Origin of the sequence: Tunturiibacter lichenicola (genome assembly GCF_051013355.1) — a bacterium.
GTDB lineage: Bacteria > Acidobacteriota > Terriglobia > Terriglobales > Acidobacteriaceae > Edaphobacter > Edaphobacter lichenicola_F.
The window spans coordinates 5241282-5267077 of record NZ_CP132944.1 but is presented as its reverse complement, the minus strand read 5'-3'; the positions used below and the strand labels follow the sequence as shown (position 1 = coordinate 5267077).

The 25796-nt window shown below is 58.0% G+C and carries 27 protein-coding genes; 22 read left to right on the top strand and 5 right to left on the bottom strand.

Annotated elements, in window-relative coordinates:
• Positions 1 to 64 precede the first annotated feature (64 nt).
• Together RBB82_RS22025 and RBB82_RS22020 are read left to right on the top strand one after the other, a co-directional pair.
• On the top strand, positions 65 to 244 hold the full coding sequence (locus RBB82_RS22025) for a hypothetical protein (RefSeq protein WP_433972873.1): 180 nt from the start codon (positions 65 to 67) through the stop codon (positions 242 to 244).
• Positions 245 to 448: 204 nt separating this feature from the next.
• Positions 449 to 1357, top strand: coding sequence for a dimethylarginine dimethylaminohydrolase family protein (locus RBB82_RS22020; protein ID WP_433972872.1), 909 nt, complete (start codon positions 449 to 451; stop codon positions 1355 to 1357).
• Positions 1358 to 1539: 182 nt separating this feature from the next.
• On the opposite strand, the gene pyrF is transcribed toward RBB82_RS22020, so the two are convergent.
• On the bottom strand, positions 1540 to 2280 hold the full coding sequence (gene pyrF / locus RBB82_RS22015; protein ID WP_433972871.1) for an orotidine-5'-phosphate decarboxylase: 741 nt from the start codon (positions 2278 to 2280) through the stop codon (positions 1540 to 1542).
• Positions 2281 to 2362: 82 nt separating this feature from the next.
• Positions 2363 to 3001 (bottom strand): nuclear transport factor 2 family protein, encoded by a 639-nt coding sequence (locus tag RBB82_RS22010; RefSeq protein ID WP_433972870.1) that lies wholly within the window; start codon positions 2999 to 3001, stop codon positions 2363 to 2365.
• Between the two features lie 120 nt (positions 3002 to 3121).
• Here RBB82_RS22010 and RBB82_RS22005 point away from each other — a divergent pair, with 120 nt between their 5' ends.
• Positions 3122 to 3634: a DUF1003 domain-containing protein gene (locus RBB82_RS22005; RefSeq protein WP_433972869.1), complete on the top strand. Its 513-nt coding sequence runs from the start codon at positions 3122 to 3124 to the stop codon at positions 3632 to 3634.
• A 110-nt stretch (positions 3635 to 3744) separates the two neighbouring features.
• Here the strand turns inward: RBB82_RS22005 and RBB82_RS22000 are convergent, their stop codons facing one another.
• Positions 3745 to 4107 carry a hypothetical protein gene (locus RBB82_RS22000; protein ID WP_433972868.1) on the bottom strand — a complete coding sequence of 121 codons (363 nt, stop codon included), beginning with the start codon at positions 4105 to 4107 and terminating at the stop codon, positions 3745 to 3747.
• A gap of 303 nt (positions 4108 to 4410) precedes the next feature.
• Between RBB82_RS22000 and RBB82_RS21995 the strand changes: the two genes are divergently transcribed.
• A complete protein-coding gene (locus RBB82_RS21995) occupies positions 4411 to 5223 on the top strand; it encodes a hypothetical protein (protein WP_433972867.1) in 813 nt (270 codons plus the stop codon).
• Positions 5224 to 5489: 266 nt separating this feature from the next.
• Here RBB82_RS21995 and RBB82_RS21990 read toward each other — a convergent pair whose 3' ends face one another.
• On the bottom strand, positions 5490 to 7832 hold the full coding sequence (locus RBB82_RS21990; protein WP_433972866.1) for a choice-of-anchor D domain-containing protein: 2343 nt from the start codon (positions 7830 to 7832) through the stop codon (positions 5490 to 5492).
• A gap of 192 nt (positions 7833 to 8024) precedes the next feature.
• Positions 8025 to 8306: a hypothetical protein gene (locus tag RBB82_RS21985; RefSeq protein ID WP_433972865.1), complete on the bottom strand. Its 282-nt coding sequence runs from the start codon at positions 8304 to 8306 to the stop codon at positions 8025 to 8027.
• Positions 8307 to 8451: 145 nt separating this feature from the next.
• Here RBB82_RS21985 and thiD point away from each other — a divergent pair, with 145 nt between their 5' ends.
• The 18 genes from thiD (at position 8452) to RBB82_RS21895 (ending at position 25789) form a co-directional block, all read left to right on the top strand.
• Complete coding sequence (gene thiD, locus RBB82_RS21980) at positions 8452 to 9255, top strand: bifunctional hydroxymethylpyrimidine kinase/phosphomethylpyrimidine kinase (protein ID WP_433972864.1); 804 nt, start codon at positions 8452 to 8454, stop codon at positions 9253 to 9255.
• Positions 9256 to 9622: 367 nt separating this feature from the next.
• Entirely contained in the window at positions 9623 to 9979 is a 357-nt protein-coding gene (locus tag RBB82_RS21975; protein ID WP_433972863.1) for a hypothetical protein, read from the top strand.
• 70 nt (positions 9980 to 10049) lie between these two features.
• Positions 10050 to 10268, top strand: a complete 219-nt coding sequence (gene thiS / locus RBB82_RS21970; protein ID WP_433972862.1) for a sulfur carrier protein ThiS — start codon at positions 10050 to 10052, stop codon at positions 10266 to 10268.
• 448 nt (positions 10269 to 10716) lie between these two features.
• Positions 10717 to 10944, top strand: coding sequence for a DUF3467 domain-containing protein (locus RBB82_RS21965; protein ID WP_433972861.1), 228 nt, complete (start codon positions 10717 to 10719; stop codon positions 10942 to 10944).
• A gap of 51 nt (positions 10945 to 10995) precedes the next feature.
• A complete protein-coding gene (locus RBB82_RS21960; protein ID WP_433972860.1) occupies positions 10996 to 13164 on the top strand; it encodes an ATP-binding protein in 2169 nt (722 codons plus the stop codon).
• 6 nt (positions 13165 to 13170) lie between these two features.
• The gene (locus RBB82_RS21955; RefSeq protein ID WP_433972859.1) at positions 13171 to 13995 is read left to right on the top strand and encodes a Pvc16 family protein; all 825 of its coding nucleotides are present in this window, start codon (positions 13171 to 13173) and stop codon (positions 13993 to 13995) included.
• Positions 13996 to 14032: 37 nt separating this feature from the next.
• Entirely contained in the window at positions 14033 to 15973 is a 1941-nt protein-coding gene (locus RBB82_RS21950) for a phage tail sheath family protein (RefSeq protein WP_433972858.1), read from the top strand.
• 36 nt (positions 15974 to 16009) lie between these two features.
• Positions 16010 to 16441: a phage tail protein gene (locus tag RBB82_RS21945; RefSeq protein ID WP_433972857.1), complete on the top strand. Its 432-nt coding sequence runs from the start codon at positions 16010 to 16012 to the stop codon at positions 16439 to 16441.
• A 2-nt stretch (positions 16442 to 16443) separates the two neighbouring features.
• Complete coding sequence (locus RBB82_RS21940) at positions 16444 to 16821, top strand: hypothetical protein (RefSeq protein WP_433972856.1); 378 nt, start codon at positions 16444 to 16446, stop codon at positions 16819 to 16821.
• The gene (locus RBB82_RS21935) at positions 16779 to 16973 is read left to right on the top strand and encodes a DUF6760 family protein (protein ID WP_433975437.1); all 195 of its coding nucleotides are present in this window, start codon (positions 16779 to 16781) and stop codon (positions 16971 to 16973) included. Before RBB82_RS21940 ends, RBB82_RS21935 begins: the two co-directional genes overlap by 43 nt.
• 131 nt (positions 16974 to 17104) lie before the next feature.
• On the top strand, positions 17105 to 17794 hold the full coding sequence (locus tag RBB82_RS21930) for a hypothetical protein (RefSeq protein WP_433972855.1): 690 nt from the start codon (positions 17105 to 17107) through the stop codon (positions 17792 to 17794).
• Between the two features lie 11 nt (positions 17795 to 17805).
• Complete coding sequence (locus tag RBB82_RS21925) at positions 17806 to 18459, top strand: LysM peptidoglycan-binding domain-containing protein (RefSeq protein ID WP_433972854.1); 654 nt, start codon at positions 17806 to 17808, stop codon at positions 18457 to 18459.
• A gap of 2 nt (positions 18460 to 18461) precedes the next feature.
• Positions 18462 to 19673, top strand: a complete 1212-nt coding sequence (locus RBB82_RS21920) for a phage late control D family protein (protein WP_433972853.1) — start codon at positions 18462 to 18464, stop codon at positions 19671 to 19673.
• Between the two features lie 9 nt (positions 19674 to 19682).
• The gene (locus RBB82_RS21915; RefSeq protein WP_433972852.1) at positions 19683 to 20363 is read left to right on the top strand and encodes a phage baseplate assembly protein V; all 681 of its coding nucleotides are present in this window, start codon (positions 19683 to 19685) and stop codon (positions 20361 to 20363) included.
• 24 nt (positions 20364 to 20387) lie between these two features.
• The gene (locus RBB82_RS21910) at positions 20388 to 20684 is read left to right on the top strand and encodes a PAAR domain-containing protein (protein ID WP_433972851.1); all 297 of its coding nucleotides are present in this window, start codon (positions 20388 to 20390) and stop codon (positions 20682 to 20684) included.
• A gap of 1 nt (position 20685) precedes the next feature.
• Positions 20686 to 21102 carry a GPW/gp25 family protein gene (locus RBB82_RS21905; protein ID WP_433972850.1) on the top strand — a complete coding sequence of 139 codons (417 nt, stop codon included), beginning with the start codon at positions 20686 to 20688 and terminating at the stop codon, positions 21100 to 21102.
• Positions 21099 to 24200 (top strand): baseplate J/gp47 family protein, encoded by a 3102-nt coding sequence (locus RBB82_RS21900; protein ID WP_433972849.1) that lies wholly within the window; start codon positions 21099 to 21101, stop codon positions 24198 to 24200. Before RBB82_RS21905 ends, RBB82_RS21900 begins: the two co-directional genes overlap by 4 nt.
• Entirely contained in the window at positions 24197 to 25789 is a 1593-nt protein-coding gene (locus RBB82_RS21895; protein WP_433972848.1) for an eCIS core domain-containing protein, read from the top strand. Before RBB82_RS21900 ends, RBB82_RS21895 begins: the two co-directional genes overlap by 4 nt.
• Positions 25790 to 25796: the final 7 nt, after the last annotated feature.

Sequence of the window (25796 nt, the reverse complement as noted above, 5' to 3'; positions counted from 1 at the left end):
GCGCGGGCCGAGATATTTGTAACGAGATTCGTAACAACGTTTTGCATGAGGGAGATCAAGGATTATGTCGAAGATTGCCAAGACTGGCGACCGTAAGAAGGTCATGGATACTAACAAGAGCACCGATTGCCCGAAGTGCTCCAAACCAACCCGCATCGTCAAGCGCGTTAAGGACCGTGAGCGCAATGTTCCTGGCGGCGTGTACATCTCCTGCTCGGCGTGCGATTTTCACGAGAAGCTCTAAGCTAATTCAGTTCGGATATGCAGGATAAAGAGCCCCTTGTGGGCTCTTTATCGTGTATGTGCGTGTGTTTCAGGCGGGATGAAACGATCCGGGTTCTGTTACGAATTATGCACCAAAGTTGTACAGATAATTTACAGACTAAGACTTGACGATCGTTGTTCGGGAGGGGCAGACTCTACGCTGGAAAGTAGGAACTTAGTTTTTATGATAACCACGGCTTCTGCATCGACCTCCCCTTTCAGCTTTGCTTCGCTCCCGCACTTCAATCGCCCCACATATCTAATGTGTCCGCCGGAGTTCTATGACGTGAACTACGTCATCAACCCCTGGATGGCGGGGAATCTTCACCAACCGTCGCGGGATGCTGCGTTTATGCAGTGGAAGAACCTGTATCGGCAGTTGCAGCGGGTTGCGGATGTTCGTCTGCTTCATGCGCGTGAAGGCTCGCCGGATATGGTGTTTGTGGCACATGCGGCGGTGGTGCAGCATGGGTTGGCGGCGGTTTCGAGCTTTGCTCATCCGCAGCGGCAGACGGAGGAGAAGCATCTGCGAAAGTGGTTGCAGGACGCGGGTTTTCTGCTGTGGGAGACGCCGCGGGAGACTTCGTTTGAGGGTGAAGGGGATGCGCTGTTTGACGCGAATGGTGGCCATCTGTGGGCTGGGCATGGGGTCAGGACGTGCAGGCATAGCCATCGGCATGTGGCCGATGCATGGCATACGCCGGTGACTTCGTTGCACCTTGTGGATCCGCGGTTTTATCATCTGGATCTTTGCTTTGCGCCGCTGAGTGGAGGGTATTTGATGTACTTCCCGGGGGCGTTCGATGCGGCTTCTCTGGAGAAGATCGAAGCGGCCTATGAGTCGGATAAGCGGATTGCTTTGAGTGAGTTAGACGCTACCCAATTTGGCTGCAATGTCATCAATGTCGGGCAGGATATTTTGATGGGAGTTGTTGAAACGAATCTTGCTCAGAGGCTTGCGGAGCGCGGGTTTGAGGTGACGGAGCTGGAGTTGAGTGAGTTTCAGCGTGGGGGCGGTTCGGCGAAGTCGCTGGCGCTCCGGTTGAGTGATTCGGACATGATGGTTGGCTCGGATCTGGTGAACCGGTACTAGATTTTTCGGCCTTGATTGCGGATTTTTTCCGGGGTGGTGAAAGTGCGTTTTTGCAGGGGTTTTTGCGAAAACCGTGGTGCAGAACGTGGTGTTTTTGTGGTGAGTTTGTGGTGTTATGTGTGGTGAACGTGGTGCTCAGGCACCACGTTTTTTCTGCGCGAAAAATACGCCACGATTTCCAACTATTTTTTTGAGCCGCAGGCGAGCTGTTCTTCGATCTCGGTGAGGATGGCCTGGGTGGCGGCTGCGGGATCTGCGGCGCGGGTGATGGGGCGTCCGACAACCAGCATGGAGGCTCCGCTTGCGATGGCGTCGGCGGGGGTGGCGATGCGCTTTTGGTCTCCGATAGCACTGCCTGCGGGGCGAATTCCGGGGATGACGAGGAGGGTCTCGGGGCCGGTGGCGGCGCGGACGGCGGCGACCTCTTCGGCGGAGCAGACCATGCCGTCGATGCCGGATTGTTTCGCGAGTTTTGCGAGGCGGAGGACCTGATCGGCAGGGGAGGCGGTGATGCCGATGCCGGTTAGTTCGCTGGCGTCCATGCTGGTGAGAACGGTGACGGCGAGGAGGCGAGGGGAGCCGGGAGACTTGGCGGCTTCTGCTGCTGCGGTCATCATGGCCGCGCCGCCGCTGGCGTGGATGGTGAGAAGGCTCGCTCCTGATTGCGTGACGGAGCGGACGGCACCGGCGACGGTGTTGGGGATGTCGTGGAGCTTGAGGTCGAGGAAGACGTCGAAGCCACGATTGCGAAGGAGATGCACGAAGTGGTTGCCGGCGGAGTAGTAGAGCTCCATGCCGACTTTGAACCATTGGCAGGTGTTGTCGAGGCTATCGACAAGCCTGAGGGCAGCTTCTGCGTCCGGATAGTCCAGAGCTACCGCGAGGCGTTGCCTGGGATCGAGGGACTTATCAGGAGAGGCCATGAGTTAAGTTTAGCTCCGGTCGGGCTCATCGTTCCGATTTTTTGCTAACGATATGGAATCACGGAAGGGGCATGCAGAGCATTTATGGGACGGAGATTCGAGAGTCGGACCAGTCGATGACAAGCTTCCTCTCTGCGAAGTACCAACGGCTCTCCTGACGGAGGAACGTATCGTAGTAACGGATTCCCAGTGTCTGGCACTTGCGCTGACCGTTCTGCTCCGAGAATTGATGAACGACGCAGTACGTCTCACCGATTGCATGATCGCCTGCGATGATCGCGTCGCTTTGCCCATTCATGTGTAGTGTGACCGTGAATGTGTTGAGCACTGCCAAGGCGGATCGGATTGCGGCACGACCCTTGATGGTTGAATGCGGCTGATGCGTGTTGGGATCTCCTTCGTAGTTGAAGATTGTTCCATTCGGGACGAAGAGATTCGACTGAGCTTCAGCCAGCCTGCGGTCGGCACAGTGCGCCCAAGCGTCTACCAACCTGCGAAGAGCGAGCCGATCCGCTGCCTCGCCTTTCAATGTTGTTGCCAGGACAGATGTGTCGTAGAGATTGTCAAAGGAGAGAGGAGACTTGGTCGTTGTGTACGACTGATGAGTTGGTTCCTGGCCATGGGCGTCAGTGTGGCTCAATCCGATTGTTAGTGCGGAACTGGCCGCCGTGAGTGCAGTCGTCAGAAAGTCGCGCCGAGCGATGGTGGATTCACCCTGCATTTATTGCCTCCATGTTTCTTCACTTCATGTTGATTCGTACTGAGTAGAGTGCATCGAATGTGAACAGGCCTCTCCAGGAAGGAGGCGCTCAGCCGCTAACTTATGCAGAGGGAAATTGCGATGTCTCAAAACCATGTTCAGGAACACGTCGATCTGATTGCAAGACACGAACAGGACTTTCAGTCGCGGAGAACTAAAGCTGAAAAATTAAGCGATGACATCGCCGGTTTTGCCGGAAGCCTTGCATTCATCGGTATTCACCTGATGATTTTTGCTGCGTGGATCGCGATAAACAGCCTTCGGATAACCCAGACTCACCACTTCGATCCTGCACCGTACTCTCTTCTCAGTACGATTGTTGCTCTTGAAGCGATCCTTCTGGCAAGTTTCATACTTATTCGGCAATCTCGTTTAGGGAGGAGGTCGGATGAACGCGACCATCTGATGTTGCAGGTCCTTCTACTGGCTGAGAAGGAGATTACTGCTGTGCTTGAAATGAATCGGCAACTGGCAAAGCAGGCTGGCCTGGGGAAAGTAGCAGACCAGCCCGAAATTAGACAGTTAAGCGAGCAGACCTCCATCGACGATATGGCTCGGAGTATTCAGAAGAATCTTCAAGACGCGGAACAGTAGTTCAGAGGTTCTTCACTGGACATGGAGTTCTAGGCTTTGAATTCCATCCATGAATTTCTTCAGCTTTGCGTTCGACAAAGCCTAAAGAACGATGATCCATCGTAGAAGCACTACTGGCCCTTGTATGCGTTTGTATAGCCCTTCACGAATGACTCACGAAACTCCGTCTTGAACGTATCTTTGTCCATCCCCTTCGGGATCTTTGCGTGAGCATAGGCTTTGTTCTCGGTAGGCTTAAAGGATTGGCCTCGCGATACGTCGGCCTGGCCTTGGTTGAAGCCTGCAGCATAGCCTTGACGAGCAACCATGTTAGGAGTGCCGTTCTCGGGATAGGCCATGTCGTAGCCGCGTGGCGCGCTCCAGCTGGCCGAATCGTCGCTTTGAGGAGCTTGTGCCAGACCAGCCGGTACAACGCTAAAAGAAAGCGCACATGCAAGCGCTACAGATGCCACGGTGTTTCTGCGAAAAATCATAAGAACCTCCAGACGAGTAGCATTTGTAGAACTACTCACCTGAGAGGTACGACTCTGTATGTATGGTCTGGGTTGCCCTGTCACCATTACCGCTGTTGGTATGGGCAAAGAACACTTTGGCTCTAGATGAAACGCATTTCAGCAATCATTTACTCGTTTACTGATGAGGAGCAAACTTCGCGTTATTGACAGCATGGGGTACACAACTCATTCGCCGTCGATCTCATCACACCAAGGACAGGACGTGGGGTGGACCCTGATTCGAATCCCCGATCTACTTCTACTCAGGGCGGTGCCCGGCACATGAACACTCTCTTCACGAAACGTCTTCAAATTTGTTTTTTTGTCCCTCTCCTGGTCTGGGTATTGCCGACCGCACATGCTGATCCAGTCACAGTGCGCGCTGTCGCAGGTACGATTCATGGCTTCCTTGAACTGCGTTCTGAGGATGGACAGTTGGTTGCTTCAGCGGACAGCGTCCAGACTGTGCGGGGTAACCGCGTTACGTCGCGAACGATCTTTCGTTTTAAAGATGGATCGATTGACGATGAGACGACGGTCTCTACGCAACGCCGCACACTCCAATTGATCAGCGACCATCACGTACAGAAAGGGCCTTCGTTTCCGCATCCGATGGATATGATGGTTGACGTCCAAACTGGTCAGGTCACGGTGCGAATCACAGGGAAGGATGGGAAGGACGAGGTGAAGAGCGACCATCTTGATCTTCCACCGGATCTGGCGAATGGATTGGTTCCTGTTGTGCTCCAGAACCTGCCACCGAATGCTCCTGTGACAACCGTCTCTATGGTAGTGGCCACACCGAAGCCGAGGCTGGTGAAGCTTGTGATCTCCAATGTTGGTGAGGAGAGATGCGTTGTCGCCGGCTCTTCGCGGAAGGCGATCCACTATGACATCAAGATCGACCTTGGCGGAGTCGCGGGCGTGGTGGCGCCGATCATCGGGAAGGCGCCACCTAACATTCAAGTGTGGACTATCGGGGGCGACGCTACGACGTTCGCTCGAGAACGAGGTCCTCTGTATGCGGAGGGTCCTGCGATGACGATTCAGCTAGCCAGCCCGAGTTGGCCAGATACGGCCAAGCCGGCGCATTAGTGGTTGGTCGTGGCTCGGAATGGATTACGGAAGGTCGCGATCGTCGAGAACGATCGAAGAAGCAACCAGTTGACCTAGCAAAACTCTGTTAGTGTCTTAGAGCTGGCGACGCAGGTGGTTGATTGATTCCCGATACGTTCACTATGGTGGCCTGACCAGAGAATAAGTCGGTGACGAGGATCTCGTCGTACGAGTTGTTGCCGTCCGCGGGTGCGGTGTTTTGCGCTGTGGGGGCGAAGGCTACGGAGATCTGGCAGGGAGTGTGGCTACAGGAGCGGGCCATCAACGACGGTGACGTTAATTGGATCGTTGTTGTAGCTGGTCACGGTAAATGACTGAGGTGCGCTGACGGATCCTAATGGCGTGTACGGAAAGTTGAGAGCGTTCGGAGTTGCAACGGGTGGTGGATAGGTGCCTAGCACCTGGAGCGATACGGACTGCTGCGCGACGCCGGTGGAATCCTTCAAGGTGAGAGTTGCAAAACGATAAGTTGGCTGCTGCGGAGAGGCGCTGACGGAGATGAAGCAGGTTCCATTGACAGCAAGAGTGGTGCAGTTGTTCGATACGACGCTGAACGCGGAGGGAGTGAGCCCGCTCAACACTGGAGCATTCAGAGTAAGCGGGACTGAGCCGGTGTTGGCGATGTTTATCCCTACGGGTGACGATGTCTGTCCAAGGACGACTGAGCCGAAGAAGTTGATTGAGCTGGGGGTCATGGAGAAGTGTATGCCGGTGGGTATTCCGGTGCCGATGACACCGTAGCGGGGAGTGCCATTCACATTCAAGGTGACGGTGCGAAGTCCTAGTGCCGACGGCGTGAAGTAGAGGAAGCCGCTACAGATGGGGCTGATCCGTGATGTGGTGCAGGAGCCGGTTTGGGTCGACGAGCCGGGCAGGAACGAGAAGTCTGCTGCGTCCGGGCCGGTGAGAGTGAGTGTAAAGCCTTGCGGGAAGCCTGGATTGAAGCTGAAGCCGCTTGATGCCTGCGTTCCGATGGAGCGGTCCCCGAAGTTGAGCAACACGGAGCCGGTGAAGCCGTTCGAATAGGTGAGATTGAGAACCTGCGGGCCGGAGCCCTGGGGTGCCGCGTCGTCATTTACCGTTAGGTTGCCGGTGGAGTAGGCTTGCGCGGTGGCAAGTGCGGTGACTGTGATGGTGCAGGTCGCCTGTGGTGCAAGCGAGTTGCCGCAGTTGTTGGTCTGGGTGAATGCGGGCTGGCCTGAGGTTGGATCGTTGCTGATGGTGACGCTGTCGATGGTGAGCGGCAGGGTGCCGGAGTTGGTCAGGGTGGAGGTTAGTGGGGTGCCTGCGGCGGTGAAGGCGAGCGATGTTGGATTGAGCTGCGCCGGGCCCGCATTCGATTCGAGGCCTGTGCCCGTCATGAGAATCCAGGTGACGGGATTTGCCGAACTGTTCCTGAGAGCGAGGTATGCGCTGCGGGGTCCGAGCGCTGTTGGAGCGAAGGTGTAGGCGATGCCGCAGCTTGCGCCTGGCAGGATTGGAGTGGAGCACTGCTGGAGATTGGGGTCGGTTCCGGGGGGAAAGTTTGCGAGCTTGAAGTCGCCGGGGTTAGTACCTGAGAGTGGCAGATCGAAGTTGTTTATAGTTGCGATGTCGATACCGACGGGTGCTCCAGTGTTGTTTGTGAAGGTGATGACCTGCAAGACCTGAGTCGAGTTGATGCGGGTTGGAGCAAAGTCCAGCTCGGTGGGCGATGCGGTGAAGCCTGAGGTGACGGCGAGGCGAACGCTGAGATCGGGCGGGGTCTGCGGCTGCGATGGCTGAAATGGAGCCTGGGGCGGGATGAGGCTGTAGAGCGCTGTGGTGTTCAGAGCCGGGTCGTTTGCGATGTGGAGCAGGGCAGTGGAGGTGTCGGTTGCTGGGGTTAGACCCTGCGGCGTCGTGAGCGAGAAGAGATTGCCGCAAGGGGAGTTGTCGCCTGCGGTACCGCCAGCGGAGTTGATGCAGATGGAGAGGATGTTGCCGATGGTGTTGATCTGTTCGATTGGGACGGTCGTTCCGGCGGGCACGCCAGTGCCGGGTGCTGTGCCGGTGGTTGTGTTGACCAGTTGGGCGGCCTGGTTGAAGGCGGCTGTGAGGGCTTCAACTTCGCCAGAAGGTGCGCCGATCGCGGTGGGTGAGGTCATGAATGGAGCGAGAGGGTAAACGGTGGCGATGGTGGTGAGCTCGTTCATGAAGATGTAGGTGCTGGCGGAGAGATTGCCGCAGGGTCCGAGGGCCGCCATCAGCGAGAGCGCTGCGTTGTTGGAGCCCGCCGGCAGGCCAGGATTGCCGCCAGTCGCGACGATGTATACGAACGTGGACGGAGAGGGGCAGGTGTAGGTGCCAGTGATGTTGAAGCTGCCCGTTGCGTCGGTGGTGGGGGCAGGGGAGAGGAGAGGCGTTGCCGGTGAGCCCTCTGCTGCAGAGCCGACTGCGTAGAGCTGGATGGTTGCGCCGGTCACCGGCTGTTGACCGCCATGGACGAGTCCGTGTACGCCGTGGGGGATGATGACCTGCGGAGCGTTTCGCTGCGTGCCGCAGCCGACGACCAGAAGGGAGAGCGGAAGGAGTGTGAGGGAGGGAAGGCGGAGGGCATACTTCAACATGGCAATCACCAGTTTTTGTGCGGTCGGTCGTAGGGCACGAACGCAGAAAGGGAGCCCAAACACCGAGGATTTTCTCACGCTGGAGTGATTTGTCTACGAAAATGTGTTGTACAGGCAGGTTCGTCGCTTGCTCACTTTGGTGGTATTGCGTTGTGGCTGGATTTGGAGTTGCAGGAAGAGGCGAACTTAAGATCAGGGAGTGCTTAAATCGCCTGCACCTTTTGGTTTTCGGAGCAGGGTCATTGAGAGATACGCACCGACCCATGAACCAGCCGCGGCGAAGCAGACGTAGACCCAGTTTTTGGTGTAGCTGATGACGGCGAAGGCGGAGAGCAGATACCAGATGCTGCTCCACGTTGCTGCCGGCAGGCGACGGCGCGACGATACCGCAGCGTTGAACATGACGTAGACGGCGTCGGTGGCTGCGGTGGATATGGACACGCCTACTGCCAGGAGAGGGTCGATGTGCGGCATGAGGTTCGCACTCCTTGTCTGGTGGATGGAACTTTGCAGCAAGAGTATCTCAGGCTTGGTGGGGCTGATATGACGAACGGTTCGCGTGCGAGGGTGAGGTTCGTTATTCTGAGAGAGCGATGATGATGCTTGTGTTGTGTGAGCGATGCTGACTGTACTGACGATTGCCGGGTTCGATCCGTCTTCAGGAGCTGGGGTGACAGCCGACCTGATGGTGTTTGCAGCGCATGGGCTGTTTGGGACTTCGTGTATTACGAGTTTGACGGTGCAGTCGACGGTGGGAGTTCGGGCGAGTTCAGCGGTGCCGACGGAGTTGGTGCGGGATACGCTCGATTGTCTGCAGAGCGATCTGCCGGCGGCAGGGATCAAGATCGGGATGCTGGCTACGGCTGCGAATGTTGGTGTGGTGGCGGGGTTTCTGGAGGGGCTTCGTGCGCGCGGGTCGCGTGTGCCTGTGGTGCTTGACCCGGTGCTGCGGTCGAGCTCGGGCAGGGACCTGCTGGATGCGGAGGGCGTGCGGGCTATGCGCGATCGACTGCTGCCGATTGTGGATTGGGTGACTCCGAACCTGGAAGAGCTGGGGACGTTGGCGGGGCGGATCGTGATGCAGAAGGAAGATCTGCCGACTGCGGCGCGTGATCTGCAGGCGATGGGAAGGGGATTGAACGTGGTCGCGACGGGTGGGCATCTGATTCCTCCGGACGATCTGCTGGTGCGAGCTGGTGGAGAGATGGACTGGCTGCCAGGGGAGCAGATTGTGAGCCGTTCGACGCATGGGACTGGATGTGCGTTTTCGAGTGCGCTGCTGAGCAGGCTGGTGCTGGGGGACTCTGGGCTGGGCGCGGCGATGATGGCGAAGCGGTATGTGGCGGAGGCGATTCGGACGGCTGAGCCGATGGGTAAGGGGATTGGGCCAGTGAATCATCTGTGGCCACTGCGGGAGGAGTAGGTGGCTTCTCGATCGCGGTGTGTTGCAGGTAATGCGTAGGGTTTCTTCGTTGCGCTCTGATTCCTAATTTCCTGATATCTCGATGCAGAACTTCTATTTTAATTTCACGAGCTTTCTTTTTAACGGCCTCTATCTTTTATCTTTCATCTTCGTTTCCTGAAATGGACCTGGTGAAGGCGCTGAGAAGGCACGTTTCGTTGCGGCGTTCTAGATCCGGAATGGGAACTGGCGTATGGTCTGTCTCTTTCTGTGGGTTACTGTCGACGCGGCTGGGGAAGGTAGAGCCGATTTGGTCTTGTGATGATATTTCGAAATGATGCCGGAGGTGGCTTGGCCGATAGGAGGTATGACGGAGGTTTTAAGATTCATGGCCACAGTAGCTCTTCCAGGCTCGTTCCAGCCGGCATCCACTCAACGGAAGCCTAAGCATCTACCGAGTTTTTCGCCGGGCAATCCGGCTCCGCAGCGCGCAGATCTGACCATACACAGGATCACGAAGAGCCATCATGGACGCACGCTGCTGCTATTAGGTCACGCGACCGAGTATCTTGCGAACTCTCGCCGATTTACGATGCTGCGTTACGACGACAGTGCCGATGAAGAGGCAATTCACATTTTGATGGGACTGAGTCGACAGGTCTTCGAGGAGTTCGCTGACCAGACTACGGAGAGGCGGCAGATAGGGGATCGGTTGATTGAGCGCGCTGTTCGCTGGTTGGAGTAAAGGCTGGTTTCAGAATCGGAGTTCGTGTTCGAGTGCAGAGCGGGCCCTTCGCCTGCTAGGCTGAAGGAGTATGTCACTTACATTGGTTTTGAATGGTCAGGCTCGCACCTTTGACGCGCTGCAGCAAACTGCCAACGTTGAGCAACTCGTCGGGGAGTTGGGGCTGAAGGGTGACCGGGTAGCGGTGGAGCACAACGGAGAGATCGTTCCACGTTCGAGTTGGACGGAGACCGAACTGAAGAACGGGGACCGGCTTGAGGTAGTTCATTTTGTAGGTGGCGGATTGTAGCGTGCCGCGTCCAGACAACGCGCTTCCTGCCACTCGGCGGCAGCCTGTTTCAGGTCATGGATGAAGGCGTCGTCATGTGTTGCCGTGAATGAGGCGAAGAGTTCTGAGATCAATCCCAGGAAGTGCGAGCGGCTACAAACTGCTCGGGAGTTACAGTTGTGTCACATCTCGCCGCGAGTGAAATTTTTTACATGCAAAGGCTGAGTCTAAAGGCCCTAAGCCGATGTAAAGAAGATCTAATCTCGATGGACCTGTAACACCACTTTGTACCATGCAGACTGTGGCCGACGTCATGGCGGCACTCTGCGTTTAGCAACCCCTTTCTTATCCAAGGATGTACGGCCCTCGATGTCTACAGATGCGAGTGGCCCTCAGCCTGCTTAAGAGCTTCGCAGGTGGCGGAGGTCTGAACGCCTAATTATTCCGCCGCTTCGAATCGGGGCTTAGCTTGACGGGGATTGAGGCTCGTTATAGCAATCACTTCGAGATAGGGCAGAACGAGTACGAGTTTGTGCTGGGCTTTGGCCAATGTTGCGAGGACAGCGAGGGCCCGGTGGTTATACACACCAGAATTGTTACGAACCCTGTTTTCGCTAAGCAATTCTTTGAGTTGCTCGGCCTGGCCATTCAACATTTTGAAAAAGAGTGGGGCCCCCTCCCTTCTTCGAAGGACTAGTGGAAGGTTGCGGGCACAAATCGTATGTGCGAGATGGGCAGCGGAGACGCGATGGAAACTGCTGAATCAGGAAATGACGAGATTTTCCGCGCGCTACGGAGGTTGGATGCAGTACTTCATCTAGCGATGCGGCAATTTGAAGAAGCAGGGGGCGAGGGGCGTTCACCAGAGTTCCTGCGTGGTTTGCAAATCAGCAGAGCCGACGCAGTAGTCCTGATGAGTATGGAACCGGGCGTGCCATGGTTTCACGTTTTCGACGAGGCACTTCCGGCCTTTGCACTCGCAGATGACGTGCCGCGTCTCGCGCGTCTCGCGGAAAAGTTTGAACTGACCAGCTTTGATTTGAATGCTCTACTCGTGGCGCTCGCCCCGGAGATTGATCTGCGCTATGAGCGGTTGTACGGGTATCTACAGGATGACGTCACGCGCAAGCGTCCGATGGTGGACTTGACTCTAAACCTTTTTGCCCCGACATCAGAGATGAAAGCGGAACTCCGCGCCCGTTTTTCAGCAGACTCGCCGCTGCTGCGGCACGGGCTTTTGCATGTATTGCCGGAGGCGGGTCAAACAGAACCTCCACTGCTAGCTCACTGGCTGAAGGCTGACGATCAGATTGTCGGGTACGTACTCGGAGGGGTGGGCCTTGACCGGCGACTTGCCGGTTGCTGCCGATTGGTTGAGCCTCGTCGTGGCGCAGAGCCGACATTCGACGCGGACGAATTGCCGCGGTTATCTGCGCTTGCGGTAAGGGCGCGAGCCGATAGACGGCCGCTTCGGCTCTACCTCCAAGGGACGATGGCAGGAGCGAAGCTGCGCGCTGCCGAGTCGATTGCTGCTGCAGTCAACTCGCGCTTACTGGTGGTGGACATACTACAGGCCGGGGAGTCAGGCTCGCTGCGGCAGATATTTGAACTCGTGTTCCGGGCAGCCTGGCTGTATGGCGACGTGCTTTATCTTGATGGGCTGGACGCTTTGCGGCGCGAGGAGCGCGCAGGTCTGCACCGAAAGCTGATCGATCTGCTTTCGCGCAGCGGCGACATCGTTCTTCTGTCGGGAACCATGCCCTGGGCCGCAGCCGAGCATGGAGGCACGGACACGCTGACCGCACCGTTCCCGCCGCGGGATGCGCAATGCGTGCTCGACTGCTGGAATTACCACCTGGAAAACGCAGGCATCAAGCTTGAGGAGCACGAGGTTGCACTTCTGGCGGGTCGCTTCAAGTTGGGAGCCGACCAGACGGCGGACGCTGTCCATGCGGCTGTGGACATCGCTCGCTGGCAAAGCGCTGACGATGTACAAGCGTCTCCGCTGCGTGTGACGCTGGACGACCTGTGCGCTGCGGCCAGAGCACAGTGCGGCCACGCTCTGACGCGGATGGCGCGCAAGATTCGTCCGATTTATACGTGGGACGACATTGTTCTGCCGGATGACAAGATCGCACAACTGCGCGAGATTTGTGTGCAGGCAACCCACCGGGATGTCGTCTTCGGACGTTGGGGATTCGATCGCAAACTCTCACTCGGCAAGGGGCTGAATATTCTTTTTTCGGGACCACCGGGAACCGGCAAGACCATGGCTGCCGAGGTGATCGCACGTGAGCTCAGACTGGATATTTACAAGATCGACCTGTCCCAGATCGTGAGTAAGTACATCGGCGAGACAGAGAAGAGTCTCGACCGAGTATTCACAGCAGCCGAGGACTCGAACGCGATTCTCTTCTTCGACGAGGCGGACGCTTTGTTCGGCAAGCGCTCCGAGGTGAAGGATTCGCATGACCGCTACGCGAACATTGAAATTGGTTATCTGCTGCAGAAGATGGAGGAGTACGAGGGCATCACGATACTGGCCACCAATGTGAAACACCACATTGACGAGGCGTTCCTGCGGCGTATTCAGGCTGTGGTTGAATTCCCGTTCCCCGAAGAGTCGGAACGACAGCGTGTGTGGAAGGTGATTTTCCCGGAGGAAGCGCCGCTAGCGAGCGACGTGGACTTTCTGGCACTTGCACGCTCTGTGCGGCTGGCCAGCGGCAATATAAGGAGCATCGCGCGTGCTTCAGCGTTCTACGCGGCGGCGGATGGCGGCAGCATTCATATGGCGCACCTGCTCAAGGCTTCACGGCGCGAGTACCAGAAACTGGGCCGCTCCTGGACGGAAAACGAGTGGCCGGATGAGACGGAAGCGATCTCTATCACTCCGTTGCGAAAGATGGGGCGATGACCAGCAATGATCCAAGATCTCAGCAAAACGCTCAAGAGGATCCTCACGCAACCGGGGCTACCACCACCGCTGAGCAATGCGCTCATCCTCTTCGATCGACCGGAACAATCGTTCAAGCCGCAGCAGACCGCGGTCGACCTCTTTCTCTACGATCTTCGCGAGAATCTGGAACTGCGCAGCAACGAGTTGACCATCATAAAGGGAGATGTCGGAGCAGTGACGCAGAGGCCGCCGATGCGGCTGGCATGTTCTTATCTAGCGACGGCGTGGCCTGTGGGCGGTGCGGATCCAGCGCTGCAGGAGCAGCAACTGCTGAGCCAGGTATTGCAAGCGTTGGGCCGCTTCCCAACAATCCCGGCGGCGCTGCTGCAGGGCACGCTTGTCGGACAGGAGCCGCCGCTCCCCATGGTGGCGCTGCATCCAGACGCTCTGAAGAATCTAGCCGAGTTCTGGGCATCGCTAGGGAACACGCTGCGACCTTCGTTGACGTTGACAGTGACGATCAGCATGCCGCTGTACGACGATGTGGCGGACTTCCTGGTGACGACGGCGACAGGAACGGTGGCCGGCGACGGGACACCGGATGCGTGGCTGCAATTCGGCGGACGTGTGTTCGACAACCTGAACAACGGTATCGCCGGCGCGCTTGTGGATCTGCTCGACGCCGGGCTTCGGACAGGTACGGACGACGACGGCCGTTATGTCCTCTCCGGTGTGCACCCCGGAGTGCATTCGCTGCGAGTGGTGGCAGTGGGCTTCCAGATTCTGAACATCGCGGTTACGGTGCCTGGGCTGTCCGAGGACTACCAGATTCACCTTACACCGCTTTAGCTGCTTGATAGAGATCGCTTTTGCAAGGGAGGAATGTATGGCATTTGTCTCAACCAACAAAGCGCCCGGTGTTTATATCGATGAAGAGCAGGTGCCAGGGCCGATTGCGCCTGCGGAAACCAGCACAACGGCCTTCATCGGTCCGGCCCAGATGGGGCCACTCTTTCAACCGACGCTGCTTACAACGCCGCAGCAGTTTGCCGCAATGTTCGGCAGCTATATAGAGGATCCGCAGCGGGTTTATGCCACACATGCCGTCAACGGCTTCTTCGCTGAGGGTGGCGGGCTGGCGTATTTTGTGCGCGTGGGCACGGGCGTGCAGGCCTCGTTCACACTGAAGGATCGGGCGACAACGCCGAAGCCGGTGTTGGTGCTGACGGCTTTCAAGGAGGGAACTGCGGGAAACACGATTACCGTTCAGGTCGATGATGCGAGTGTTGCCTCAACCAAAGCGGCCCGCAAGCAGGTCAACCTAACCAGCGCAACTGGCATATCGGCGGTGGTTGGGTCGGCAGTCGATGCAGCGAATTTTCACCCCGGAGACACGGTGTTGCTGGAGCAACTTGCGAATACCGATACCGCGACAGTAACGAGTGTTAGCGGCGTAAATATCTTTTTTGCAGCGGCAGTCACGAACACCTACACCGGCGGCGACATTCGCATCGCAAATCTGACGGCAGGCACGCAGCGCATCCGTGTGGACAGCGTGGCCGGGATACAGCCGGGAACCTATGTCTCGGTATCACAGGGGGGTACCAGCGAGCAGGGCGTGGTGCGCATGGTGGACAGCATCAATAGTGCGATTAATCTCGCAGTTGGGTTGACGAACACGTATAGCCACAAGGCAGGCGATCCCGACATTAACATCAAAACGCTTGAATTCACGTTGACGATCGCGAACAGTCCGGCAGGGACCGAATCGTTTCCCAACTTGTCGATGGACCCGCGGCATAGCCGTTACTTCGGGACGATCGTAAACTCGAGTGCTGTGTCGATTGCACTGGCGGATCCGCCCTCTCCGACGCCGCCAGCGCATAATCTGCCGGCGGTTATCGCCGCCACCGCGCTGACAGGCGGCGCCGCTGACAACGTCGCAAATATTCAGACGAACGACTATCACAGGGCAATCGACACATTGCTGCGCGTGCCCGATGTCGCGTTGCTCGCTATTCCAGATGCGGTGGGCGCGAACTTCAATGCGGCGGCTACGCACGACATCCAGTCGTATATGGTGGCTCATTGCGAGAAGGTGGTGAATCGATTTGCCATTCTTGACTCAATCAAGGATGCCGACCAGGCGCTAATCCTTGCGCAACGAAGCAATCTGAATTCAGACCGCGGCATGGCCTCCCTCTACTACCCATGGATCGGGATTAGCAACCCGCTGGGAAGCGGTGAGGTGATAGTGCCGCCTTCGGGCCATGTTGCGGGGGTGTACGCAAACAATGATAACCAGCGGCTGGTATTCAAGGCGCCAGCAAATGAACCTATCACTTCGGCGCTGGATCTCGCGGCGGTGCTTAATGATGATGAGCAGGGGCCGCTCAATGAGCAAGGTATAAACGTCATTCGATCGTTCCCAGGGCAGGGAATTCGCATCTGGGGGGCGCGTACGATCGCACCGACCGACAACACCCAGTGGCGCTATAACAGTATCCGCCGCTTTGTAAACTTCGTCGAAGCGTCCTTGCGCGATGGCACGCGGTTTGCGGTCTTCGAGCCGAACAACCCGACACTCTGGGGAACCGTGAAGCGCATGGTTGTCGACTTTCTGACGACGCAATGGAGCGCGGGCGCGCTTGAGGGTACGTCGGCGGATCAGGGTTTCACTGTGAGTGTTGACAGCTCCTTGAATACGCCGCAAGTGATCGCTCTAGGCCAACTGATTATTGCCGTCACGCTCTATACGGTGCCGCCGGCCGAATACGTCGTCTTCAAAATAGTGCAGCAGCCAGGTGGGTCGACTGTTACTGAATAACTTCGCGCTGAGCGAGAGAGCACAAGGAGGCATTGCATGGCAACACCTAGAGTAGATCCGTATAAGGGCTTTCGATTTCGCGTGGAGATCGACGGTATTCAGCAGGCGGGTTTTACCGAGTGTGCGGGGCTCGGCTCTCACCTAGAGGTGGTCGAGTACCGCGAGGGCGGCGACACAGCGACGGTGCGCAAGCTGCCTGGTAAGACCAGCTATCCGGACATCACGCTCAAGTGGGGGTCGACCGACTCGCATGAACTCTACGACTGGCACCTGGCGGCAGTGCGGGGAAAGATTTTGCGCAAGAACGGGTCGGTAGTCATGTGTGACGACACCGGCACCGAGAAGGTCCGCTGGAACTTCTTCACTGCGTGGCCGAGCAAGTGGGACAGTCCAAGTTTCAGCGCAAAGGGCAACGATGTCGCAATTGAAACGATGACCTTGAGCTGTGAGCGGGTGGAAAGAGGTTGAGCATGTTTCAGACAGAGTTTGAATTTACGCTGCCTCTTGGCTACGCAGATGAGGAAGGTGTTCTCAACCGATCGGGTGTGATGCGTCTGGCCACTGCGGCGGATGAGATCATGCCGTTGAAAGATCCGCGCGTGCAGGCTAACGAGGCCTATCTGATTATTATTTTGCTTTCGCGAGTGATCACGAAACTTGGCTCTGTAGCGCAGATTAACCCAAAGGTGATCGAGTCGCTTTACACTGCGGATCTCTCGTACCTGCATGAGTTTTACAACCGTATCAACCGAAGCGGCAACGCCCGTATCGATGCGATCTGCCCCAAGTGTGAGAGCGCCTTCGCATTGGAGATGAGCCGCTCGGGGGAATCACTGGCTACCCTCTGACGTCGCTGTACCAGGAGGTAGCCTTCGTGGCATATCACTTTCACTGGCCGCCAGATGCGGTGCTGAACATGGAGCACAGCGAAAGGCGACGGTGGGTCGATGAGATTTCGTCGATCAACCAGCGGATGAATGAGACCGAGCGAGAGCGATGAACAGGCAATGGCAATCCGGGGAACGGCAAACCACCGCAGGCAGTCGCTGGAGTCGGTGGGCCTCTGCGTTGCGAGGGGCCCTGGGACGCCATCCGAACCCGAGTGGACGGGCTCGTATGGAGCTACGCCAGATGCGACCCCTGGAGCGAGTGCGGGAGCCGCGGCAGTTGTTGCAGATGTTCGAGCTGCGCTGGTCGGTCAACCATAGTACCCACATCCGCGCGGGAAACAACATTGCCGCGACGACTGTCAACATTGCGCGCCCCGTCAACTGGGTCTCCGGTCTGCGGGCAACGTGCAATGGAGCTTTCGCTGGACAGTCATTCAGAAGTAAGGCCTGGCGTGCGCCGCCAAGGGATCCAGTTGCGATGATGACGGTTACTCCCTCAGTGCTTCGGCAACCATGGGCGGCGACACAGGTGCGGCCACACGTTGTGCGAGGCGAAACTACTTCACGGTCTCCTCTCGTGGTCGGCAGGACAGAAGATGTTGACGTCGGGTCTACGCCGAGGCAGAGCGTTCATCATCCTGTCCTGCAAGGACTGCGGCGCTTCTCTCGCGTTGAGGACCGCGTTCTCGGGAGTCCTAACATGCTTACGCGGATAAGGGCGGCTGCGGAGTCTGAGGAGTTCTCTACATCCGGCAAGATGCCCGATATCCCCCCGCGCAGACGAGCTGCAGAGGCGCGGGACAGCGTGCACATCGCTGAGTGGGCAAAACAGGGAGCGCCGACCTTGAACATCGACACCATCGCGGAGCAAGTGATCAAGCAAATCGACAACCGTGTCATCGCCTGGCGCGAGCGGTTGGGAAAGGTATAGGGAATCAACTCATGGGTCTCGCGAAAGCACGGATCACGGTCGAATACTCGGGTGTGTTCTTCGATGTTTTTTTCAACCCCGAGGAATACACGTTGAATAAAGACAACAACTTCGCAGCGCAGGCGATTCCCGGTCTCACGGGCCCGCTGCTGCAGTTTGTACACGGCAACATGCGCACGCTCGAAATGGAGCTTTTCCTCGACACGCTCGAGCCGCCGCGCGACGTGCGGGACGAGACTCAGAAGATCGTCAAGCTGCTTGATATTGATTCGACTCTACATGCGCCGCCGGTGCTCCGCGTCTCGTGGGCTTCGCTGCAGTTTCGTTGTGTGCTGGCGCGAGTTTCGCAAAAATTTATACGCTTTCTGGACGATGGGCGTCCGGTGCGCGCGCGGCTGAATGTGACCTTCAACGAGTTTATTGATCCGGATACAGAAGCGAAGCAGGTGAACCGGCAGACCGCGGATTTCAGCAAGGCGCATGTAGTGAAACTTGGCGAGACGTTGAGCCGCATTGCCGCATTGCACTACGACGATCCAGAAGTCTGGCGGCCGATTGCCATAGCCAATGGGCTGGACAACCCGCGTGCTATTTCGCCGGGGCAGTCGTTGCTTATTCCTTCGCTGCCGTTCGCCGATCCCACGACTGGTGAGGTGGTCGTCTAACCATGGCCCGATACGCTTCCTATGCGCCTGCGTTTGAAGTCCAAATCAGCGGCAGTCCGCTGCCCGCGGCACTGCAGTACTCGGTTGTGAGTATTAACTACCAGGACGGGATGGAGGGTGCTGACCGTGTTGAGGTCACATTCGCAAATCCGAATCTTGCGTGGCTGGACCATCCTCTGCTGCAGATTGATAATCGTTTCACACTCAGCATCGGCTATGCGCCGGACCCTCTCGAACGCGTCTTTGTTGGCGAGATTACGGGCGTTGAGCCTTCATTTCCGTCTGGCGGCATGCCCACCATCAAGGTAGTCGCGCAGGATTTCCTGCAGCGCCTTACCCATGGCAAAGCTGACCGTGCGTACTATGTTGCGATCCCTAAGATGGACAATTTTCCTCTGCCCGACATCGTGGTCGGCGCGATCGTCAGCGGAACCAATTTGCTGATACCCGTACCGGATCCTGTCGGAGGTGTGCTGTCGATCCTGATGACGCTCGGGACGTATGTCAATGTGCCAGGGCTGATGCAGAAGGGGGTTCGCCGACAAGAGTCGCAAAGCGATTTTGATTTCCTGTCTTCGATCTCGCGACAGAACGGCTGGGAGATGTACATCGACCACACGGCGCAGCCACAAGGATATGTATTACGTTTCCAGTTCCTTCTTCAGGACTACGCGCCGAGTTTGACTCTCAAGTGGGGCCAGACGCTCATGGACTTTACGCCGCGGATCACGACGGTTGGTGACGTCTTTGGAATCTCTGCGCGAATCTGGATTGCGGCAATCAAGACCGAGTTTGTGGTTGTAGTCGGCTGGGACTTTGACCGGGCGACGATCAACCTATCGGTCTACCCGGGCATCGGCAGTCTCGACATTCTGCTTGGAGCGAATGCTGCGAAGACTATCTCGATTAAGCCGACCGGTTTTCCGACGGCGTTGCAATCGATATTGGGCGAGCTTCTGCCGCGGCTGAATAATCGTTTGACCGCCTCGGGCAGCACGATTGGCGACCCACGCATCAAGGCTTCGCGGGTCATCAATATCGAAGGTGCGGGTGACCAGTTTGGTGGTTTGTACCGAATCACGCAGGCGACCCACGCGTTTGACAGTGGTGGCTACCGCACCAGTTTTCAGGCGCGCAAGGAAGTCTGGTTCGGATCGATCCCGCTGCCGAAGAGTCCGGCAAACCTGGTTCGACTACAAGGACAGCGCGTCTGAGGAGGCCGTATGGCAGGGACGTTGGTGGAAGCACTTGGAGCGGCGGACAAGATCAAGGGGAGCGGCATCGCGATCGCGCCCGGTGTGGTGATGGACAACATAAACCTGCTGCTTGAGGGCAAGGTCCTGGTGCGGATTCCGTCACTGCCTTCTTTCCAGCCCTGGGCGCGCATGGTGTCGGTCGGCGGCGGATCGGGACGTGGGTTCATGTGGCTGCCCCAAGTCGGCGACGAGGTGCTGGTGGCCTTTGACGAGAACGACGAGACTGACGCTTACGTTATCGGCGGGCTGTGGAACACGGTTGATCGACCGCCGGCGATCGTGCCCACTGACTTCGTCAGCAAGCGGATTCTTAAGACAGGCCTAGTCGGAGGGCTCGGACACACAGTGGAGTTCGACGATGCGCTGCAGTCGATCACCATAACCACGAGCACACAGCAAAAAGTAACGCTCAATCCAACCAAGATGGCGCTCTCGACAGCCGGCGGCGCAATGAGCATCACGCTTGATTTGGCAGCAGTACCGCCGGCCGTGTCGGTGCAGGTACTCACCGGGAACATTTCGCTTAGCGCGCCTGCCGGCAAGATTGCTTTGGATGCGCTTGAAATCGAACTCCAAGCCGATACGAGTGTGACCATCGGCAGCCTTGGCCCCTGCAGCGTGCAGGGGCTTCCCATAAAGCTGAACTGAGTGCCAATGAAAGGTAGAGACGATATGACTTTCGCCGCACGATTAGGGGACATGACCAGCCATGGGACGCCACTTGGGCCAGGCCCAGGAAGCATCGACGTACTGATTGGCGGCCAGCCGGCCTGGCGTGCGACAGCTGACGCGCATCTATGCCCATTGTTGACCGTGCTTGTACCGCATGTGGGCGGAGTGGTAGCGGTCGGTAGCCTGACGGTGCTGATCAATGGGTTGCCGGCTGCGCGGCAGGGAGACATGGTGGTGGAGGTGGGTCCTCCTAATGCGATTGCCATGGGCTGCCCGACCGTGGAGATAGGAGCATGAGATGAGGACAGCGGACCAGACGAAGGTCTTTCTCGGAGTTGGCTGGCATTTTCCACCGTGTGTGGACGACGATGGCAGCGTCACGATGGCGCGCTACGAGGCAGATGTTGACGAGGCCATCCGGATCATCCTTGGCACGGACCCCGGCGAGCGCGTGATGCGACCGGACTTCGGCACCGGTCTAAACGACTTCGTCTTTGAGCCGTTGAACGCGACCACGTTGAACCTAGTGAAGACACGGGTGCTTGAGTCGATGGTGAAGTGGGAGCCACGTATCGACCTGCTTTCGGTCGACGTTGTTGCGGGCGGCGATACACGCAACCAGCTACTAATCACTATGAGCTATCGGGTTCGCGTTACCAACACGCAGTTCAACCTCGTTTACCCGTTCTATCTGCAGGAGGGCTCGGCCGCATGACTCCAACTGCCCCTAGCGATACTCGTTCGATCGAAGACCTCGTAAGCGAGATTCTGGCACGACGCCCGGGATATGTGCCGGAGTGGCTGCCTGCGGCAGGGTCGGCCGGCAACGGGCTTACGTGGATCTTTGGACGTTACCTGCAAACCGTGATCCAGCGCATGAACCAGGCTAAGGACAAAAATCGGCTTGCATTTTACGACCAGTTAGGGATTGGTCTTGTTCCGGCTCAATCAGCACGGGCCCCGATCGTCTTCTCGCCGACTCCCGGCGCGCAGAACAGTCATGCGCCCGCGACGACTCAGATTGCCGCGCCGCCACCACCGGGAAGCTCCCAGCAAATCGTCTTTGAGACGGAGCAGGCGGTAGGGATCTCGGTGGCGCAGATCGTACAAGTGGTAAGTCTCTGGTCGGGGAGGGATCTTTACCTCGACCATTCTGCCGCCATCGCATCTGGTGTGCCGATTACTCTTTTTGATCACCTCGCGATGCAGCCAACGCCGCATATGATTTACCTTGCGCATGACACGCTGCTTTCCCTCAGCTCCTCGGTAACTGTGCAGGTGCATTTTGAACTGTCTGTGAACTCGCTCGATCCCCTGAGCGTGAAGTGGCAGTACTGGGACGGGCAGGTTTGGCGTGGTTTCAAGGGTACGGACCCGGCATGCGCCGGCGCGTCCGAGCCGCGGCTCGATGGCACGATGGGTTTCAGCCGCAGTGGGACATTTCAGCTGGAGACGGACTGCGCCAGCGCGGCCACGACGTCCGTGAACGGGATCACCGCTTTCTGGGTTCGCGGTGTGTTGGACCAGCCGCTCCCGCCTGACCCGGCAATCATTCTGCCCGAGGTCAGTCGCATACGGCTGAGCAGCCTAATGGAGAGCCCGTTGAGTTGGAGCGAAAGCGTCCCCAGCGCTGGCCTTCTGCCGGACAACGCGCTGAGCAACGGCACGAAGCTGGATACGACGAAGCCGTTTTTCCCTTTCGGGCAGCAGCCCCAGCCAGGCATCGCCTTCTACTTTTCATGCGACGAAATTTTCGCGAAGCCGGGAGCGTCGGTCGAGATCGGCTTCGTGAGAACGGATACCCCCCAGGACAAGCTAGACGCCGACACAACAACACCGCTGTCGCATGAGGTGGCATGGGAGTATTGGAATGGCACGGACTGGTTCTCCCTTGCGATCACGACAGATCGAACGACTCCACCGGATGGCACATCGAGTCCAGAAGACCTGAACGGAACAGGCTCCGTCTTTTTCATCGTGCCAAAGGACTTTGTCCAAAACAAGGTGAACGGCACGAACGCGTTCTGGGTGAGGGTGCGTCTCGTGGGCGGCGGCTATGGATTTTCTGCTACTGTTGCGGTTACAAATTCTACGAACACATTTACCTACGTGGTAACTCAGCCGCCCGCGCTATCCGCTTTTCGACTCGGCTATTCCTGGCAGAACGGCCCAGTATTCGCAGAGCATGTCGTTACCTGGAACGACTTCCAATATGAGGACCACACCGACGAGTCGCAGTGGCCGAGCAATGGCTACGCTATTTTCAAGCCGGTGTCCGACATCACTCCCGCGTTTTACGTGGGCTTCGATAAGCAACTTCCAGTCGATGACCTCGGATTCTACTTCGATTTTGTCGAACAGCCCGGAGACACGTCGGGGTCGGCGCTGCTGTGGGAGTATTGGAACGGCGGCGACTGGGTCGAGGTCGCAGCGACCGACGAGACTCAAAACCTGCGCCTGCCGGGTATCGTGTCGTTGATTGGCGAGGACGACAGCGTAGCGCTTGCACGCTTTGACGCAACGTATTTCTGGCTGCGCGTGCGGCTCAAGGAGGATGGTCCGCCGGGTGAGCCGACGCTCAACGCCATCTACCAGAACGCGGTATGGGCATCGCAGCAGCGGACGGTCACCGCTTCGGCGCTTGGTACAAGTTCAGGACAGGCGAGCCAGGTATTGTCTGTCAACCAGATCCCGCTGCTCTCGGGGGAGCGGATTGAGGTGCAGGAGCTATCGGGACTCAGCGCCAATGTGGAATGGCGCATCCTGGCGGCGGAGCTCGCGGGCGGCGATTTATCGGTCGTTGACGCAATCGAGAAGCTGCTCGGCCAGGAGGGGACACAGACCGATTTCACATACGGGGACCTTCGCCTGGTACGAGACCGCAACAAGAAAGTTTCGGAGGCATGGGTCCGCTGGAACTCTAAGCCAAACTTCTATACTTCGTACGCTGCAAGCAGGGACTATGTTCCTGACCGCGCTATTGGACGGCTGTATTTTGGCGATGGGGTTCGCGGCCGCATTCCACCGGCAGGCTCAGCTGTCGTGGCGGCGTTATTCCGAACCGGCGGCGGTTCGACTGGAAACGTGGCAATCCGCACCATTACGCAGATGCTGGGCGCGGTGCCGGGAGTGCAGAGCGCCACGAATATTCGCGAGGCGGAAGGCGGCAGTGATGGCGAGACACTCGTCGAGTTCGGGCAACGAGCCCCGGCTACGTTGCGCACGCGGGGGCGTGCCCTTACTCCCTTCGACTATGAGACGCTGGCGCGCGAGGCCTCTTCAGCGGTGGGAGCGGCGCATGCTCTGGCGACCCAGGATGCTGATGGGCGCCCTCGCCCGGGATGGGTCACGTTACACATTCTGCCGAAGAGCCTGGACGCGCAGCCCATGCCTTCATTTGGATTGCGCGATGAGGTGCGCCGCTACATTCAGGACCGAGCCGTCGCGGCGATCACAGCACTGAACCGGATCTCCGTCGTGGCCCCGGAGTATGTGCCGATTGACGTGCGCGCTACCGTCGCGCCGCTAGTGGCGTCGGAGGCTGGCGACGTGGAACTCGCCGTAAAGGTGGCCCTTGAAACTTTTCTGCATCCGCTCGCTGGAGGGCCGCGCGGCGAAGGCTGGCCGCCGGGGCGAACCGTGCATCTCTCCGATCTGGGAACGGCACTGGCGCGGGTGCCCGGGCTTGATTACGTCGAAGAGTTGGCGCTCTACAAGCAAGGTGCTCTACAGACTGATGTCGTGAGTATCGGCCCGGGCCAAACGGTAGCGGCCGGGCAGATCCGTATCAACGTGAAAGTGGCGATCGAATGAAGACGGCGGATACAAAGACGGAGCGGCAAGCGGAGGAACAAAGCGCAGCTCGACGTCCGGAGCAGCAGTCGGTGCAGTCTCCGGAGCAATCCGCAGTCCTGCGTATGCAGCGCCAGCAAGGGAACCAGTTCGTGGTAGGCAGACTTCAGCGCAAATGCGCGTGTGGCGGTACGTGTGCGCAATGTCGTGCCGGGGCAGGGGGAGACCAAGTCCACGGCGACGTAACGCCTTTACTTGAAAAGAGTACCGTCGGCAAGAGACTCGACCGTGGAACACGGTTTGCGATGGAGTCGCGGTTGGGACAGGATTTCAGCGACACGCGCATCCACGATGATGCGGTGGCCGGAGATGCTGCACGCGCATTAAACGCAGAGGCCTTTACGGTTGGACGCGATGTCTACTTTGCGCCTGGAAAATATCGCTCGCACGAGCGGGACCCCCTACTGGCCCATGAACTGACGCACGTGGCCCAGCAGAAGCATGGTGAAGCGGCAGCTACGGGAAATAATTCGCAGCTCGAGGCACAGGCGGAACGCACCGGCCACGCGATCGCCATGGGAAGTGGGAAAGTAGAGACGCCGGCGGCAGGCGGGAGGGCCGTGCAGCGGAAGGCAGCCGACACGACCTCCTCCGAGGAGAAGAAGAAAGAGCAGAAGCCATCGTGGCTCGAGCGGGTCGGGCACGGGATCTCCAGCGCGGCACACGCAGTCGGGCGCGGGGTTGCAGCGGCCGGCGGCGCAGTGTGGCAGGGAATCAAAGCGGCTGGTCACGGCATCGCCGTTGCGGCGGATGCGGTATGGAACGGGCTGCAGTGGGTAGGCAAACAACTCTGGGCCAAAGTCACCGGGGTTTTCGAACGGATCGCCAATTGGATTGGGCGATTGCCAGAGAGGCTGGCGCGGCTCGTGGTTGGGCTGTGGGAAGGCGTAAAGACCCTGCGGCCGTGGTCATTGAGCTGGTGGGAATCGCTGGCGCACGTGGACACGTGGACTGGCTTTCTCAAGTGGCTGGGCGCCAACATGCTTCGGTTGGTCGAAGTGCTCGGACTGGGTGAGGCATACCAGACAGTGATGGATTTTGTGAAATTCAATACCCGGAAGTTGAGCGGCGGTGAACTAAGCAGGGCCAGCGGCGTCTTCGGTGCTTCGATCAACTTCGAAATGGTCAGGGTGGACGAAAACGCGGTCCTTGGTCCCGCTTTCTCGCATCGCGAATACACCGCCTTCCATACCATCAGCGGCTGGGGCAATATCTCGGACGACACCTTGATCCACGAACTAACTCACGTGTGGCAGTACGAACGGTCGGGCGTAATCTACATCGCCGAAGCACTCCATGCACAGATCAAGCTGGGCGGCACCGCGGCTTATGACTACCAGGGCACAACCGGCCTGCAGGCAGCCAAGAATGCTGGTCACGGGATTCTGAGTTTCAACCGCGAACAGCAGGCTCAGATCGTGCAGGACTATTACCTCATTAAGAACAATCGGCCGCCGCATTTTGGCGGCGCTACACGGCTGGACCTGCCACTCTACGCATATTTTGTGAAAGAAGTTTCAACCCTCAACGAAGGATCGCTGTCCGTCTAGCTGGAGA

Bases quoted from the DNA above. Each gene is read 5' to 3' on its own strand.
- RBB82_RS22005 (WP_433972869.1), top strand. From the start codon at position 3,122: ATGTCTCAAAACCATGTTCAGGAACACGTCGATCTGATTGCAAGACAC.
- RBB82_RS21940 (WP_433972856.1), top strand. From the start codon at position 16,444: ATGTTTCAGACAGAGTTTGAATTTACGCTGCCTCTTGGCTACGCAGAT.
- RBB82_RS22025 (WP_433972873.1), top strand. From the start codon at position 65: ATGTCGAAGATTGCCAAGACTGGCGACCGTAAGAAGGTCATGGATACT.
- RBB82_RS22000 (WP_433972868.1), bottom strand. From the start codon at position 4,107: ATGATTTTTCGCAGAAACACCGTGGCATCTGTAGCGCTTGCATGTGCG.
- RBB82_RS21985 (WP_433972865.1), bottom strand. From the start codon at position 8,306: ATGCCGCACATCGACCCTCTCCTGGCAGTAGGCGTGTCCATATCCACC.
- RBB82_RS21895 (WP_433972848.1), top strand. From the start codon at position 24,197: ATGAAGACGGCGGATACAAAGACGGAGCGGCAAGCGGAGGAACAAAGC.
- RBB82_RS22020 (WP_433972872.1), top strand. From the start codon at position 449: ATGATAACCACGGCTTCTGCATCGACCTCCCCTTTCAGCTTTGCTTCG.
- RBB82_RS21990 (WP_433972866.1), bottom strand. From the start codon at position 7,832: ATGTTGAAGTATGCCCTCCGCCTTCCCTCCCTCACACTCCTTCCGCTC.
- RBB82_RS21960 (WP_433972860.1), top strand. From the start codon at position 10,996: ATGGAAACTGCTGAATCAGGAAATGACGAGATTTTCCGCGCGCTACGG.
- RBB82_RS21975 (WP_433972863.1), top strand. From the start codon at position 9,623: ATGGCCACAGTAGCTCTTCCAGGCTCGTTCCAGCCGGCATCCACTCAA.
- thiS (WP_433972862.1), top strand. From the start codon at position 10,050: ATGTCACTTACATTGGTTTTGAATGGTCAGGCTCGCACCTTTGACGCG.
- RBB82_RS21950 (WP_433972858.1), top strand. From the start codon at position 14,033: ATGGCATTTGTCTCAACCAACAAAGCGCCCGGTGTTTATATCGATGAA.
- RBB82_RS21925 (WP_433972854.1), top strand. From the start codon at position 17,806: ATGGGTCTCGCGAAAGCACGGATCACGGTCGAATACTCGGGTGTGTTC.
- RBB82_RS21900 (WP_433972849.1), top strand. From the start codon at position 21,099: ATGACTCCAACTGCCCCTAGCGATACTCGTTCGATCGAAGACCTCGTA.
- RBB82_RS21930 (WP_433972855.1), top strand. From the start codon at position 17,105: ATGCGACCCCTGGAGCGAGTGCGGGAGCCGCGGCAGTTGTTGCAGATG.
- RBB82_RS21995 (WP_433972867.1), top strand. From the start codon at position 4,411: ATGAACACTCTCTTCACGAAACGTCTTCAAATTTGTTTTTTTGTCCCT.
- RBB82_RS21915 (WP_433972852.1), top strand. From the start codon at position 19,683: ATGGCAGGGACGTTGGTGGAAGCACTTGGAGCGGCGGACAAGATCAAG.
- pyrF (WP_433972871.1), bottom strand. From the start codon at position 2,280: ATGGCCTCTCCTGATAAGTCCCTCGATCCCAGGCAACGCCTCGCGGTA.
- RBB82_RS22010 (WP_433972870.1), bottom strand. From the start codon at position 3,001: ATGCAGGGTGAATCCACCATCGCTCGGCGCGACTTTCTGACGACTGCA.
- RBB82_RS21955 (WP_433972859.1), top strand. From the start codon at position 13,171: ATGATCCAAGATCTCAGCAAAACGCTCAAGAGGATCCTCACGCAACCG.
- RBB82_RS21945 (WP_433972857.1), top strand. From the start codon at position 16,010: ATGGCAACACCTAGAGTAGATCCGTATAAGGGCTTTCGATTTCGCGTG.
- RBB82_RS21920 (WP_433972853.1), top strand. From the start codon at position 18,462: ATGGCCCGATACGCTTCCTATGCGCCTGCGTTTGAAGTCCAAATCAGC.
- thiD (WP_433972864.1), top strand. From the start codon at position 8,452: ATGCTGACTGTACTGACGATTGCCGGGTTCGATCCGTCTTCAGGAGCT.
- RBB82_RS21910 (WP_433972851.1), top strand. From the start codon at position 20,388: ATGACTTTCGCCGCACGATTAGGGGACATGACCAGCCATGGGACGCCA.
- RBB82_RS21905 (WP_433972850.1), top strand. From the start codon at position 20,686: ATGAGGACAGCGGACCAGACGAAGGTCTTTCTCGGAGTTGGCTGGCAT.